General features: G+C 60.8%; 15 protein-coding genes. 12 read left to right on the top strand and 3 right to left on the bottom strand.

Annotated elements, in window-relative coordinates; genetic code table 11:
- Positions 1-16: 16 nt before the first annotated feature.
- Complete coding sequence (locus QZ190_RS11320) at positions 17-1582, top strand: malonyl-CoA synthase (RefSeq protein WP_291916318.1); 1566 nt, start codon at positions 17-19, stop codon at positions 1580-1582.
- A gap of 69 nt (positions 1583-1651) precedes the next feature.
- Here the strand turns inward: QZ190_RS11320 and QZ190_RS11325 are convergent, their stop codons facing one another.
- Together QZ190_RS11325 and QZ190_RS11330 are read right to left on the bottom strand one after the other, a co-directional pair.
- Positions 1652-2890 (bottom strand): ABC transporter substrate-binding protein, encoded by a 1239-nt coding sequence (locus tag QZ190_RS11325; RefSeq protein ID WP_291916321.1) that lies wholly within the window; start codon positions 2888-2890, stop codon positions 1652-1654.
- Between the two features lie 229 nt (positions 2891-3119).
- Complete coding sequence (locus QZ190_RS11330) at positions 3120-3563, bottom strand: universal stress protein (RefSeq protein ID WP_090139510.1); 444 nt, start codon at positions 3561-3563, stop codon at positions 3120-3122.
- A 107-nt stretch (positions 3564-3670) separates the two neighbouring features.
- Between QZ190_RS11330 and QZ190_RS11335 the strand changes: the two genes are divergently transcribed.
- From QZ190_RS11335 to QZ190_RS11375, 9 genes are all read left to right on the top strand, one after another.
- Positions 3671-6067, top strand: coding sequence for a cation-translocating P-type ATPase (locus tag QZ190_RS11335; protein WP_291916326.1), 2397 nt, complete (start codon positions 3671-3673; stop codon positions 6065-6067).
- 9 nt (positions 6068-6076) lie between these two features.
- Positions 6077-6214: a cbb3-type cytochrome oxidase assembly protein CcoS gene (ccoS, locus tag QZ190_RS11340; protein ID WP_090046617.1), complete on the top strand. Its 138-nt coding sequence runs from the start codon at positions 6077-6079 to the stop codon at positions 6212-6214.
- 70 nt (positions 6215-6284) lie between these two features.
- On the top strand, positions 6285-7724 hold the full coding sequence (gene ccoN, locus QZ190_RS11345; RefSeq protein ID WP_291916337.1) for a cytochrome-c oxidase, cbb3-type subunit I: 1440 nt from the start codon (positions 6285-6287) through the stop codon (positions 7722-7724).
- A 13-nt stretch (positions 7725-7737) separates the two neighbouring features.
- Positions 7738-8364 carry a cytochrome-c oxidase, cbb3-type subunit II gene (ccoO, locus tag QZ190_RS11350; RefSeq protein ID WP_291916341.1) on the top strand — a complete coding sequence of 209 codons (627 nt, stop codon included), beginning with the start codon at positions 7738-7740 and terminating at the stop codon, positions 8362-8364.
- Between the two features lie 9 nt (positions 8365-8373).
- Positions 8374-8514, top strand: a complete 141-nt coding sequence (locus QZ190_RS11355) for a cbb3-type cytochrome c oxidase subunit 3 (protein WP_090139502.1) — start codon at positions 8374-8376, stop codon at positions 8512-8514.
- 39 nt (positions 8515-8553) lie between these two features.
- Positions 8554-9486 carry a cytochrome-c oxidase, cbb3-type subunit III gene (gene ccoP, locus QZ190_RS11360; protein ID WP_291916346.1) on the top strand — a complete coding sequence of 311 codons (933 nt, stop codon included), beginning with the start codon at positions 8554-8556 and terminating at the stop codon, positions 9484-9486.
- A gap of 57 nt (positions 9487-9543) precedes the next feature.
- Positions 9544-11001, top strand: coding sequence for a cytochrome c oxidase accessory protein CcoG (gene ccoG, locus QZ190_RS11365; protein ID WP_291916350.1), 1458 nt, complete (start codon positions 9544-9546; stop codon positions 10999-11001).
- A gap of 26 nt (positions 11002-11027) precedes the next feature.
- A complete protein-coding gene (locus QZ190_RS11370; protein ID WP_291916352.1) occupies positions 11028-11312 on the top strand; it encodes a nitrogen fixation protein FixH in 285 nt (94 codons plus the stop codon).
- 16 nt (positions 11313-11328) lie between these two features.
- A complete protein-coding gene (locus QZ190_RS11375; protein WP_291916354.1) occupies positions 11329-11565 on the top strand; it encodes a hypothetical protein in 237 nt (78 codons plus the stop codon).
- A 39-nt stretch (positions 11566-11604) separates the two neighbouring features.
- Here the strand turns inward: QZ190_RS11375 and fnr are convergent, their stop codons facing one another.
- Complete coding sequence (fnr, locus tag QZ190_RS11380; RefSeq protein WP_291916356.1) at positions 11605-12327, bottom strand: fumarate/nitrate reduction transcriptional regulator Fnr; 723 nt, start codon at positions 12325-12327, stop codon at positions 11605-11607.
- Between the two features lie 207 nt (positions 12328-12534).
- Between fnr and hemN the strand changes: the two genes are divergently transcribed.
- The gene (gene hemN, locus QZ190_RS11385; RefSeq protein ID WP_291916357.1) at positions 12535-13917 is read left to right on the top strand and encodes an oxygen-independent coproporphyrinogen III oxidase; all 1383 of its coding nucleotides are present in this window, start codon (positions 12535-12537) and stop codon (positions 13915-13917) included.
- Between the two features lie 82 nt (positions 13918-13999).
- On the top strand, positions 14000-14677 hold the full coding sequence (locus QZ190_RS11390; protein ID WP_291916359.1) for a sulfite exporter TauE/SafE family protein: 678 nt from the start codon (positions 14000-14002) through the stop codon (positions 14675-14677).
- Positions 14678-14738 lie beyond the last annotated feature (61 nt).

Here is a 14738-nt window from a genome sequence, read left to right on the forward strand (position 1 = left end):
TTGCGATTTTGAAACCATGACCCACAACAACCTGTTTTCGGCCCTGCGGGCTGCTTTTCCTGCCGACATGTCGGCCACGGCGGTGGAAACCGATGAAGGCCTGCGCTACAGCTGGCAAGACCTGGACCGCGCCACGGCCATGATGGCCAACTTGCTGCAATCGCTGGATTTGCCAGGCGGCAGCCGTGTGGCCGTGCAGGTCGAAAAATCGGTCGAAGCCATGGTGCTTTACCTGGCTTGCTTGCGTGCAGGCTGCGTGTTTTTGCCGCTCAACACCGCCTACCAAAGTGCCGAGATCGAGTACTTCATTGGCAACGCCGAGCCGGCCGTGGTGGTGTGCAGCGGTGCCAATTTTGGCTGGGTCAGCAAGATCGCGTTCAAGGCAGGCACCCAGCATGTGTTCACCCTGAACGACGACCGCACGGGCAGTTTGCTGGAGCGCGCTGCGCACCACAGCGACCAGCACACCCCTGTGTCGCGACAGGCCGATGATTTGGCAGCGATCCTCTACACCAGCGGCACCACCGGCCGCAGCAAGGGGGCCATGCTCACCCATGGCAACTTGCTGAGCAACGCGCTCACGCTCAAGGACTATTGGGGCTGGACATCGACGGGCGGGCCTGATGGCCGCGGTGACGTGTTGATCCACGCCTTGCCCATCTTCCATGTGCATGGCCTGTTCGTGGCCATCCATGGCGCCCTGATCAACGGCAGCAAGATGATCTGGATGGCCAAGTTCGACCCCAAGCGCGTGATTGCCCGCATGAAAGAGGCGACCGTGTTCATGGGCGTGCCCACGCTGTATGTGCGCATGCTGGCCGAGCCCTCCCTCGACAAGGCGGCGGTGCGTCAGATGCGCTTGTTCATCGCAGGCTCCGCCCCCTTGCTGATCGAGACCTTCAGCGAATGGCAGCAGCGCACGGGCCACACTATTTTGGAGCGCTACGGCATGAGCGAAACCGCCATGCTCACCTCCAACCCCTATGCGGCCGACCCGCGTTATGCCAACCAGTCAGAGCGACGTGGCGGCACAGTGGGCTTTCCCTTGCCCGGCGTGTCCTTGCGCGTGCGAGGCGACGATGGCCAAGACATGCCCGTGGGCGAGATTGGGGGCATTCAGGTCCAAGGGCCCAACGTGTTCAAGGGCTACTGGCGCATGCCAGAAAAAACAGCCGAGGAGTTCACCACGGACGGCTTCTTCAAAACCGGCGATGTGGGCAAAGTGGACGAGCGCGGCTATGTGACCATCGTGGGCCGCAGCAAGGACCTGATCATCAGCGGCGGCTACAACGTGTACCCGGCCGAGATCGAGGGCTACATCAACGAGATGCCTGGCGTGGCCGAAAGTGCCGTCATCGGGGTGTCCCATCCCGATTTTGGCGAGGTGGGCGTGGCGGTGGTCATTGCCAAACCCGGAGCCAGCTTGAAGCCAGAAGCCATCGTGGCCGATCTCAAAGCCAAACTGGCCAACTTCAAGATCCCCAAGCGCTGTTTTGTGGTGCCCGAGTTGCCGCGTAACACCATGGGCAAGGTTCAAAAAAACCTGCTGCGCGATCAGTACAAAAACCTGTTTTCGGCCTGAAGGGTTTCACCCGCCCAAGACGGGCCGTTCCTCAAATGACCGCATCTTGCGGCCATTTGAGTGCGCGCTTCATTTGAGGTAAGCGTTTTTCTCGTGCACGCTCTGGATGTGCTGAGCCGCTTGTTCAGGGCTGATGTCCTGGTTGATCACTTTCACGTTGGCGTACCAAAGCTCCTCTTCCATAGAGGGCCAGACGCGGTTGATTTTTTGGGCGTTCAGGCGGATCGTGTCCTGACAGCTGCGCCGCCAACTCATCATCTCCTGACCCAAGGGGTCGTTGAATTGGACCGGGTGGTCCGCCAAAGGAAAGTAGCCGGTCAGCGTGTCGGTGAGCAACTGGGCGAAATCGGCGGTGCCCAGCCAAGCGATGAACTTGAGCGCCGCATCCTGGTTCGGGCTGTTCTTGTTCACCCCGATGCCGAAATCAGGGTGCACCGAGATGTGGCAAGCCTGGCCTTCTTGTTCAACTGGGGGCTTGAAGACACCCAAATCGATGGGTTTTTTGTAAGCAAAGCTGGTGCTGCGCAAAAAGTCGATGTCCCAGGAGCCTGAGGGGTAGACCGCTGCGTTGCCCGTGGCAAACAGCAGCTGGATGTCACCGTTGGACATGCTGTTTTGCTCGGGGTGCATGTAGGGCTTGAGCCGGGCCATCATGTCCCAGGCCTTGAGGAAGCCCGGGTCGGTGAATTTGACAGTGCCCTCCATCAGCCCTTGCCGGGCCTTTTCACCGTCCCAAAAGTTGGGCCCCAATCCGGTGAACACCACTTGGGTCGATTCCCACATGTCGGCGGTGCCCAGCGCCAGTGGAGTCACCGTCTTTTTGGCAGCCACTTGGCTCAGCAATTGGTAGAACTGTTCCCAGGTCTTGGGTGGCTCGAGTTGGAGCTCGCGCAGGATTTTCTTGTTGTAGAACAGGCCGTGCATCACATAGGCCACTGGCAGGCAGTAGGTGGTGCTGCCGTCGTCGGTGGTCCAGGCCCGGCGAGCCTGGGGGTTGAAGTTTTGCAGGGCCTCTTCCTTCAGGGGCAGCAGGTAACCCTTGGCCTGCATGCGCACGCTGGCGTCAAAGGGTCTGCAAAAAATCAGGTCGCCTGCGCGCCGGGTGGACAGCCGGGCCTCCAGCCGCGAATCGTAGGCCAGTGGCTCCTCGGGTTTGAATTGCAACTTGATTTCAGGGTGCCGACGCTGAAAGGCCGGAATCAGAACCTTGTCCCAGAAAATCTGATCGTCTTTGCGCCAGCTCTCGATGGTCAGCGCCTGGGCGTGCGCTGTGCCCGCGCCCAGCCCAGAGGCGATGAGCAAAACCATGCCCAAGGCCTTTTTCCAAAGTGGGCAAGGCTGGCTTGGGTTTGGCCGGTCGGTGCTGAGGCGTCGCCTGGAAAGTGTGCGCATGGGCCGATGGGATGGGTTGAAGTGAATTCATTTTAGTTAATTTCTTCTTTGTGAACTCATTTGACCATCGGCTGGCGTGCCCACCCGCTGCGCCGCATTGCCGCCGCGCACGGACCACGCGGCCTGGCGTACCCTCAGTTGCCCATCAGCGCAGCACCAGCACCGGGATGTGTGAATGCGTCAGCACCTGCTGGGTTTCGCTGCCCAGCAGCAGGCGTTTGATGCCTTTGCGGCCGTGCGAGGCCATGACGATCAGGTCGGCTTTGTGCTTTTTGGCTGCCGCAATGATGGCGTCCGAGACCACATCCGATTTGACGGTGATGGCTTTGGTGCTGACGGCTTTGGCTTTGGCGTTCTTTTCGACCGTGGCCAACTGAACCCGAGCCGCTTCGGTCCATTGGGCTTCCACGCGCGAGATCTCTTCGCCCGACAGGGGGATGCTGCCTTCAAAGTAGGCCTGTGGGTAACGCGGCACCACCTTGACGGCAATCAGCTCTGCGCCACAGGTGGCGGCCAGCTCGATGGCGCTGGCCACCGCTTTTTTGGACAAGGTGGAGCCGTCGGTGGCCACAAGGATGCGTTTGTACATGAGGTGCTCCTGTTGAAAATGACAAAAACCCAGCTTAAAAGAGCGGCAAACGGGAGCGCTTGATGTACATCAAGCTTTGATCGGGCGGGCTGTCGTATCTTCGAAACATGACCCAAGTCAATGTTTTGCCCGGCCTGACATCTGCCCCAGATCCTGCGGTGGAATCGGCGGCACTGGCGTTGTCATCTGTCGAGCGCGACGCCCCGCAGCAGCGGCTGGAACTGCTCGACGCACCCGAGGAGTGGGCGGCGTTCAGCCAGCCCGAAAAAACCGAGTCGGGCTGCTGGCGCTCCAGTGTGGTGTTCGAGGGCATGCATTGCGCGGCCTGCGCCATCACCCTGGAAGATGCTTTGCGGGCCGTGCCCGGCGTGCAGTCGGTGCAAATCAGCGGTGCCAGCCACCGGGGCCAGATCGTCTGGTCGCCTGGGCTCACGCGCCCCTCCGAATGGATGCGCTCGGTCGAGCGCCATGGCTACAAGGCCTTGCCCGCCAACGATGCCCACGCCCATGCGCGCAGGCGCGAAGAGGCCCGGCGCATGGTTTGGCGCTGGGCGGTGGCGGCCATGTGCATGATGCAAGTCATGATGTACGCCACACCGACGTACCTCACGCAGCCGGGCGACATCTCGGACGAAGCCATGCATTTGCTGCGCTGGGCGTCCTGGGTGTTGTCTTTGCCGGTGATGTTTTTCTCGTGCACCCCGTTTTTCAGCAACGCCTGGCGCGATCTGCGCGAGCGCCAGATCAGCATGGACTTGCCCGTGGCCCTGGGCATGGTCGTGACTTTTGTGGTGAGCACGCTGGGCACTTTCGAGCCGCAGGGGCCGTTCGGTGCCGAGGTGTTTTTTGACTCGTTCACCATGTTCGTGTTCTTTTTGCTCACGGGCCGCTGGCTGGAGTTGCGCATGCGCGACCGCACCGCAGGGGCGCTGGAGGCCGTGCTCAACCGGCTGCCTGACAGCGTGCGCAAGCGCCAGGCCGATGGCAGCTGGGCGCTCATGTCCATTCGCCGCCTGCAGGTGGGTGATGTGATCGAGGTCTTGCCCGGCGAGGCTTTTGCGGGCGATGGCCTCGTACTGTCCGGCCAGACCCAGGTGGACGAGGCCCTGCTGACTGGAGAGTCAAGGCCGCTGGCGCGGCGCTTGGGTGATCGCGTGATTGCAGGCAGCCACAACCTGAGCGGCACGCTGCAGGTGCAGATCGAGCAAATTGGCGCGGCCACGCGCTATGCACAAATCGTGGCCTTGATGGAGAGCGCCTCGGTCTCCAAGCCCGCCATGGCGCAGCTGGTGGACCGCTGGGCCAAGCCCTTTTTGGTGGCGGTGATGTTGGCCTCGCTGGCTTCGGCCATTTACTGGTGGCCCACCGACCCCGCCCACGCTGTGATGGTGGCGGTGGCCGTGCTGATCGTGACCTGTCCTTGCGCTTTGTCACTGGCCACGCCTGCCGCCATGTTGGCCACGGCCGGGGCGTTGGCGCGCAGTGGTGTGCTGGTGCGGCGCTTGAGTGCCCTGCAAAACCTGGCGCTCATTGACACGGTGATTTTTGACAAGACCGGCACTCTCACGCGCGATGCTTTTGAAGTGGCCCGCATCCACACCCGCGATGGTGTGAGTGCGGCCCAGGCCCTGGACTGGGCAGGCAGTCTCGCGCGGCATTCCTTGCACCCGGTCTCACGGGCTCTGTGGTCCGAGGCCCGGCGTCGCGCCGAAGCCACCGGGCGTTTGCAAGCCTTGGAGGCACTGGCTGCGCAGGATGTGAGTGAGCTGGCAGGGCAGGGGGTGCAAGGCGCGTTGACGCGGCCAGGCCAAGCCGCACAAACTTTGCGATTGGGCTCGGCCGCTTTTTGCGCGGCCCCGGCACGCGCCGGGCACCACCTGCAGGTGAGTCTCGCCGATGCGTCGGGTTGGCTGGCCAGCTTTGAGTTGGCCGAGCAAGTGCGCCCCGAGGCGGCGGGTGTGGTGCGTGCCTTGGCACACATGGGTTTGAGCCTGAAGGTGTTGTCGGGCGACGGCCCCGCTGCGGTGGCCCAGGTGGCGCAGGCTGTGGGCATTGCCGATGCGCAAGGCGGCTGCAGCCCCCAGCACAAATTGCAAGCCCTGCAGGCCTTGCAGGCCCAGGGGCACAAAGTGGCCATGGTGGGCGATGGCCTGAACGATGGGCCGGTGCTCGCCGGGGCCGATGTGTCCTTCGCGCTGGGCCAAGCGGTGCCGCTGGCGCAGTCCAAATCCGATTTTGTGTTGATGGGTGGCCAACTCGAGGTGCTGGTCAGCACGGTGCAGCGCAGCCGCCAGACGATGCGCATCGTGCGGCAAAACCTGTGGTGGTCGGCGGCCTACAACGCCGCTTGTGTGCCGCTGGCCTTGATGGGCTGGCTGCCCGCCTGGGCTGCGGGCTTGGGCATGGCGCTCAGCTCCTTGCTGGTGGTGCTCAATGCTTTGCGCCTGTCGCAGGCCTTGCCCGAGTCGCTTCAGCAGCCGGCGCTGGTCCTTCAACCCGTTTGAGAAAACAGCATGGACATTCTTTATTTGCTGATTCCTTTGTCGGTGGCCTTGGTGTTTTTCATCCTGGCGGGCCTGTGGTGGGCGATTGACCGTGGTCAATTTGAAGACATCGAGGCAGAAGGTGAGCGAATTTTGCGTGACGATTGATTTTGATCAAGTGGCCACGGTGTACACCCGGGCAAACTGCCCTGGTAGCTTTTAAAAACAAGAGGTGAAAATGAAATTTGCCAATATGCAGGCGACGTCCTACAACGACAAGGTTGTCAGGCAGTTCGCCATCATGACGGTGGTCTGGGGTGTGGTGGGCATGCTGGTGGGCGTGATCATCGCGGCCCAGCTGACTTGGCCGACGCTGAACTTCGGCATTTCCTGGCTCAGCTATGGCCGTTTGCGGCCCTTGCACACCAACGCGGTGATTTTCGCGTTCGGGGGTTGCGGCTTGTTTGCCGCCGCTTATTACGTGGTGCAGCGCACCTGCAACGTGCGCCTGATCAGCGACAAGCTGGCCGCTTTCACCTTCTGGGGCTGGCAATTGGTCATCGTCTTGGCGGCCATCTCTTTGCCACTGGGTTTCACCAGCGGCAAGGAATACGCCGAACTCGAATGGCCCATTGACATCCTGATCACCTTGGTTTGGGTGGCGTTTGCCGTGGTGTTCTTTGGCACCGTGGGCACGCGCAAAGTGCGTCACATTTACGTGGCCAACTGGTTCTTTGGCGCCTTCATCATCGCCGTGGCATTGCTGCACATCGTCAACAGCGCGGCCCTGCCTGTGGGCATGATGAAGTCGTACTCGGCCTATGCGGGTGTGCAAGACGCGATGGTGCAGTGGTGGTATGGCCACAACGCGGTGGGCTTCTTTTTGACAGCCGGTTTCCTGGGCATGATGTATTACTTCATCCCCAAGCAAGCCGAGCGGCCTGTGTACTCGTACCGCCTGTCGATCGTGCACTTCTGGGCGCTGATCTTCACCTACATGTGGGCCGGTCCTCACCACCTGCACTACACCGCTTTGCCCGACTGGACGCAGTCCGTGGGCATGGTCTTCTCGCTCATCTTGCTGGCCCCCAGCTGGGGCGGCATGATCAACGGCATCATGACTTTGTCGGGCGCCTGGCACAAACTGCGCGACGACCCGATCCTGCGCTTTTTGATTGTGTCTCTTTCTTTTTACGGCATGTCGACCTTCGAAGGTCCGATGATGTCCATCAAGACCGTCAACGCCCTGAGCCACTACACCGACTGGACCGTGGGCCATGTGCACTCGGGTGCTCTGGGTTGGGTGGGTCTGGTGACCATGGGCTCCATGTACTACCTGATTCCCCGCCTCTTTGGCCAAAAGCAGATGTACAGCGTCAAGGCCATCGAAATCCACTTCTGGACGGCCACCATCGGCATCGTGATCTACATCGCAGCCATGTGGATTGCCGGTGTGATGCAAGGCCTGATGTGGCGTGCCATCAACGCCGACGGCACCTTGACCTACACCTTTGTGGAGTCCGTCAAAGCCACTTACCCCTTCTATGTGTTGCGTTTGCTCGGTGGTCTGCTGTATTTCCTGGGCATGCTGATCATGCTGTGGAACACCTTCAAGACGGTGACTCAGGGGCGTTCGGTTGAAGTCCGCATCCCCACCCTCGAACTTGCACACGCCTGAGGAGAAATCAAACATGGCTCAAAACCAAAAAACAGGCGGCTTGTCGCATGAGAAAGTCGAGACCAACAACTTCCTGATGATCGTGTTGATCCTGGTGGTTCTGTTGGTGGGTGGCATGGTTGAAATCCTGCCCCTGTTCTTTCAGAAATCGACCACCGAGCCGGTGCCGGGCCTCAAGCCCTACACCGCGCTGCAAGTGGTGGGGCGCGACGTGTATGTGCGCGAAGGCTGCTACAACTGCCACTCGCAGATGATTCGCCCTTTCCGCGCCGAAACCCTGCGCTACGGCTCTTATTCGTTGGCGGGTGAATTTGTCTACGACCGTCCCTTCCAGTGGGGCTCCAAGCGCACGGGTCCCGATCTGGCCCGCGTGGGCGGTCGCTACAGCGACGAGTGGCACCGAATTCACTTGACCAATCCCCGTGATTTGGTCCCTGAATCCAACATGCCCGCTTACCCTTGGCTGGAGAAAACACCTGCCAGTGCTGCCTCCATCCAGGCCCATATGAACGGCTTGCGCACTTTAGGTGCCCCGTACACCGACGAGGAAATTGCCAAAGCACCTGAAGCGGTGAAAGACAAGACCGAGCTGGACGCCGTCATCGCCTACCTGCAGGTGCTGGGCACCCATCGCAAATAAGGAATCGCCATGGACATCAACACCATGCGCTCTGTCGTGACCTTGCTCGCCTTTTGCTGCTTTGTCGGCATCGTGGTGTGGGCCTGGTCACGGCGCAACCAGGCCGATTTTGACGAGGCGGCGCAACTGCCGTTTCGCCAGGACGATTGAGCCGTCCTCCAGAACTTCAAAAGATACCAAGGAATCTCCATGAGTGACTTCATCAGCAATTTCTGGCACCTGTACGTGGCCGGCATCACGCTGGTCAGCATCATCGCCTGTTTGCTCTTGCTGTGGTTCAGCGGCAAGGCCAAGGCCATGACGGCCAACGACAACACCACGGGCCATGTTTGGGACGGCGACCTGCGCGAGATGAACAACCCGCTGCCACGCTGGTGGGTGGGCTTGTTTGTCATGACCATCATTTTTGCCTTCGTTTACTTGGCCATGTACCCCGGTGCGGGCAGCTTCGCAGGCAAATTTGCTTGGTCTTCGGCTGGTCAGTACGAGGCCGAAGTGGCCAAAGGCAATGCCGAAGTGGCCCCCTTGTACGCCAAGTTTTCGGGCATGCCGCCCGAGCAAGTGTCCAAGGACCCGCAGGCCCTGGCCATAGGTGACCGCTTGTTCATGAACAACTGCGCCCAGTGCCACGGCTCTGACGCACGCGGCAGCAAAGGCTTCCCCAACCTGGCCGATGCCGATTGGTTGTATGGCGGCACGCCCGATGCGATCAAAACCACCTTGGTGCAAGGCCGCGCCGGCAACATGCCACCCATGGCCGCCGCAGTGGGCACGCCCGAAGACGTGCGCAACGTGGCGCACTACGTGCTGAGCCTGTCGGGCAGCCCGCACGACTCCTTGCGTGCATCGTTGGGTAAATCCAAGTTCGGTGCCTGCGCTGCATGCCACGGCATGGACGGCAAAGGCAACCAAGCCATGGGCGCGCCCAATTTGACCGACGACATCTGGTTGCACGGCTGGGGTGAGAACGCCATCGTGAACATCATCAATAACGGCAAGCTCAACCAGATGCCCGCACAGGCGGCCAAGCTGACCGAAGGCCAAATCCATGTGCTCGCTTCGTATGTCTGGGGTCTGTCCAACAACGCTGTGGCCAGCGCTGCAGTCGGTCCTGCCAAGTGATGTCAACCCCCTGCAGCAGGCTGGACTTGCTGCAGGATTCGAAACAAGGTCTGCGTTTTGTCCTCCCCCGAAGATCGTCCCTCTCGCAGCGTGATCCCGATCACCCCCGTACCGGCCGAGGGTGATGTGGAATTGGTGTCGCTGTACCAAGCGCACCAAAAAATCTACCCCCGCAGTGTTCAGGGCGTGTTTGCCCAATGGCGCTGGCTGATGGTAGTGATCACCCAGTTGGTCTTCTACGGCTTGCCTTGGCTGGAGTGGGGACAGCGCCAGGCGGTGCTGTTCGACTTGGGGGCCCGCAGGTTCTACATCTTTGGCCTGGTGCTGTACCCGCAGGACTTCATTTACCTGACGGCTTTACTGGTCATCTCGGCGCTGTCGCTGTTTTTGTTCACGGCAGTCGCCGGGCGTTTGTGGTGCGGCTTTGCCTGTCCACAAACCGTCTACACCGAAATTTTCATCTGGATCGAACGCCAGTTTGAGGGCGACCGATCGGCCCGCATGCGCCTGGACGATGCGCCGATGAGCCTGAACAAGGCTTGGCGAAAAACCGGCAAGCAACTGGCATGGATCGTGTTGTCGCTTTGGACGGGCTTCAGCTTTGTCGGTTACTTCACGCCAATACGCGAGTTGACGGCGTCGATCCTGTCGCTGGGTTTTGGCCCTTGGGAAATTTTCTGGATCCTGTTTTACAGCTTGGCCACCTATGGCAACGCGGGCTTCATGCGCGAGCAGGTGTGCAAATACATGTGTCCCTATGCGCGTTTTCAGAGTGCCATGTTCGACAAGGACACCTTGATCGTCACCTACGACGAGGTGCGGGGTGAGCCGCGGGGTGCCCGTTCCAAAAAGGCAGACCCCAAAGCGCTGGGTTTGGGTGCTTGTGTGGACTGTACCTTGTGTGTGCAGGTCTGCCCCACCGGCATCGACATCCGCAAAGGCCTGCAGTACGAGTGCATTGGCTGCGGTGCTTGCGTGGACGTGTGCGACAACGTGATGGACAAGGTCGGTTACGAACGCGGCCTGATCAAGTTTTCGACGCAAAACGCCATGGACAAGGGTTGGACTTGGGCGCAAACGCTGCGGCGCATTTTCCGGCCCCGGGTCTTGGTCTACACCGCAGTGCTCTGGGCCATCATCATTGGCGTTGGCGTGTCTTTGTGGCTGCGCGAACCGTTCAAGGTGGACATCGAGCGCGACCGAGCCACCCTGGCCCGCATCGTGGCGGGCGGCAAAATTGAAAACGTTTACCGCTTGCAAATCATGAATGCCGCTGAGCAGACCTTGAGCTTCCAGTTGCAAGTCGACGGCCTGCCGGGCCTGAGTCTGGCCACCGAGCCGCTGGTTGAGGTGGGTCCCACCGAGTCGCGTTGGGTGTCCGTGCGTTTGCAAGTGCCCTACGATGCGGCGCCCGCGGGTTCGCACCCGATCCATTTTCGCATCGAGTCCCGCTCGCCCGACGGCCAATCGGTCGGTCAGCTGAGCGAAAAAACCGTGTTTCTGGTCCCTCGCTGAGTGGCCCCCATTTTTGAAAGACTGCCATGAACAAGCTTTTGAATGTGCGCAAAGAGGGTCAGCCCTGGTGGCGTTTTGGTTTGGTGTGGATGGTGTTTGGTGGCCCTGCCGTGGTGGTGGTGGCTGGGTTCATCACGCTCTACATTGCGATTACCAACCCGGACCCGGTGCTCAACGTCACGCCACGCACCGCCCAGCAAGAGCGCCAGGGCATCACCAACGCACCAGCCATGCAGGGGCGCAACCATGCGGCCACAGGCGAGTTGCCCGCTGCTCTGCAAGCACCCGCAGTTGAGCCCACCAAACCCTGACCCACAGGGAGACACAATGCTCGCTCAACGCTGGATGTGGATCGCCTGGCCGGCCTTTTTGGTCGCGGGCCTTTTGGAGGTGCTGGTGTTCGCTTTTGTCGATCCGCAAGACCTGCACTGGTTCGGGCAAGACCTGGATTTGTCCAGGCAAGCGATGTACACGCTGGCCTTTTTTGCGTTCTGGGCCTTGGCCATGGTGTCCAGCGCCTTGACCCTGCTGCTGGTCATGTCCTCTGAAGACGTGAACCGCTGAAAGCACTGAACTGCGCTGTTCAGCACCAATCTGCGGATTTCAGTGGCAATGTGAGGTGTTGTTGACCAGCCGCTGCAGGCCTTCGGTGTCCAGAATGCGCACATGGCGCTGCTTGACCTCCACGGTGCCGTCTTCCACAAACTTGGAGAAAGTGCGGCTGACGGTTTCAAGCTTCAGGCCCAGGTAGCTGCCGATTTCTTCGCGCGTCATGCGCAGCACCAGCTCGGACTGTGAAAAACCACGGGCATGCAAGCGTTGCACCAGATTCAGCAAAAAAGCGGCCAGGCGTTCTTCGGCCCGCATGCTGCCCAAGAGCAGCATCACGCCATGCTCGCGCACGATTTCTCGGCTCATGATTTTGTGCACATGGTGCTGCAAAGCGGTCACTTCGCGCGAGATTTCTTCGATCCGGTCAAAGGGCATGACACAGACTTCGGCGTCTTCCAGCGCCACCGCATCGCAGCTGTGCTGGTCGTTCACGATGCCATCGAGGCCAATGATCTCGCCGGCCATCTGAAAGCCCGTGACCTGGTCGCGCCCGTCTTCGGTGGCCAGGCAGGTCTTGAAAAAGCCGGTGCGGATGGCGTAGAGCGACGTGAACTTTTCACCGTTGGTGAACAGGGTGTCGCCTCGCTTGATCCGGCGGCGCACGGCCACCAGATCATCGAGGCGGTTAAGGTCATGCTCGCTCAGGCCCATGGGCATGCACAACTCGCGCAAGTTGCAATTGGAGCAGGCGACTTTGATGGCTTGGGGATTCATGGTTTATCTCTTGGTTGAGCAATGGATTTGCCTTGGATCAAGACTTGAGCTTATCCCGAAAAATGCACTTTGTTTGAGGGTATACCCGGTCCTTGCCAGAAATCCCGGAAAACCGGTAAAGGGTTTGACCTGAGTCAATGCATGGCCAGATGCAAGCGGTCAAAGTGATGCCTTCTTCTGTACACATTCAAATGAAGGGGCAGACACATGTCCGTCATCACACCACAATTGCTGGCGCGCTTTGACGTGCCCGGCCCGCGCTACACCTCTTACCCCACGGCAGACCGCTTCGTTGAAGCCTTTGGCGAGGCCGATTACGTGCAAGCGCTGGTGCAGCGCCAATCGGGCACGGTGGGCAAGCAGCCACCGCTGTCGCTGTATGTGCACATCCCGTTTTGCGAGTCGCTGTGTTACTACTGTGCCTGCAACAAAATCATCACCAAACACAAAGAGCGGGCTGCGGATTATTTGCGTTACCTGCGCAAAGAGGTGGCGCTGCACACCCGGCATCTGGGGCGGGGTCAATCGGTCAGCCAGTTGCACCTGGGTGGCGGCACGCCCACCTTCATGAGCGACGAGGAGTTGCATCAACTCATGGCCCTGCTGCGCGAGCACTTTGAATTCGTGCCGGGCGGTGAATACTCTGTCGAGGTGGACCCGCGCACCGTGGACGAAAACCGCTTGGCCGTTCTGGCCGAGCTGGGTTTCAACCGCCTGAGTTTTGGCGTGCAGGACTTTGACCCTGCGGTGCAAAAAGCCGTGCACCGTATCCAGCCTGCAGAGCAGGTGTTTGCTTTGGTCGAGGCGTCGCGCCGATTGGGTTTTGAGTCGGTCAACGTCGACCTGATTTACGGCCTGCCCCTGCAAACGCCCGAATCTTTTGACCGCACACTGGAGCAGGTGAAAAGTCTGCGCCCGGACCGCATCGCGCTGTATGCCTATGCGCACCTGCCCGAACGCTTCAAGCCCCAGCGCCGCATTCACGCGCAAGAGCTGCCTGCAGGTGCGGCCAAGGTGGCCATGCTCTCGCGCTCGCTCGACGCCCTGACCGATGCTGGCTATGTTTACATCGGCATGGACCACTTCGCCTTGCCCGATGACGCCTTGGCCGTGGCCAAACGGCAAGGGCGTTTGCACCGCAACTTCCAGGGCTACAGCACGCAGGCCGATTGCGACCTGATCGCGCTGGGCGTGTCCTCGATCGGCCGCATCGGCACGACCTACAGCCAAAACGCCAAGACCCTGGAAGAGTATGCCGACCTGCTCGACCAAGGCCATTTCCCGGTGGTGCGGGGCCTGGCGCTCACGCGCGACGACCTGATCCGCCGCTCGGTCATCATGGCGCTCATGTGCCAGGGGCATTTGCAATACGAGTCCATCAACCTGGCCTGGCTGGTCGACTTCAAGACCCTGTTTGCCCCAGAGCTGGCTCAGCTCGAACACATGCAAGCGCAGGGCCTGGTGCAGTTGAGCGAGACCGGGATTCAGGTCACGGCCATGGGCTGGTTCTTTGTGCGCGGCGTGGCCATGGTGTTCGACCGCTATGTGCAGGCCGACCGCAACCGCACGCGGTTTTCCAAAATCATTTGATGCGATCGGTCATGAGTCTGGGCACATCCTTGGCGGTCTGCATCGCCGACAATGCGCCTCTTGACATTCAAGCGAACAAGCCATGCAAAGTTCTTTGGCCATCACGGCCTTGATGATGGGGGTGCTGGGTGGGCCGCATTGCGTGGCCATGTGCGGCGCGGCCTGTGCGGGTCTGGGGCAGGCTGCGGGTGAGCGGCGGGCGCAGGCCTTGCTGGCGTTTCAGCTGGGCCGCCTGGGCGGCTATGCGCTCTTGGGCGCGGTGGCGGCGGCCAGCGTGCAGGGCTTGGGCTGGTTGACCACGCAGTCGGCCGCCATTCGCCCGGTGTGGACCTTGCTGCACCTCACCGCTTTGGTGCTGGGCTTGCTGCTCGTGCTGCAGGCGCGGCAACCCGTGTGGCTCGACGCTGCAGCGCGCCGCTTGTGGGCGCGCGTGCGGGCTTTCAACAGCCGCTGGGGGCGCGCCGCGCCCTGGCTGGTGGGTGGGCTGTGGGCTTTCATGCCCTGTGGCTTGTTGTATTCGGCTTTGATGGTGGCTGCCTTGAGCAGCCAGCCCTTGGAGGGTGCGGCCACCATGGCCTTGTTTGCCTTGGGCAGCAGCATCAGCCTGTGGGCCGGGCCTTGGCTGTTTTTGCGCATGCAGACCTTGGGCGATGGGGCCTGGGGCATGCGTGTGGCAGGCTTGGCGCTGGCGTCGGTGTCGGCCTGGGCTTTGTGGATGGGTCTGGTGCATGACCAGGCGCCATGGTGCGTTACACCCTGACACCAAAACTCTGCGCTGGGTCAGCAGGCTTGCCCATGGCGGCCTTCACAATCGGCCAGTC

The organism is Limnohabitans sp. (genome assembly GCF_017848645.1).
Classification (GTDB): domain Bacteria; phylum Pseudomonadota; class Gammaproteobacteria; order Burkholderiales; family Burkholderiaceae_C; genus Limnohabitans_A.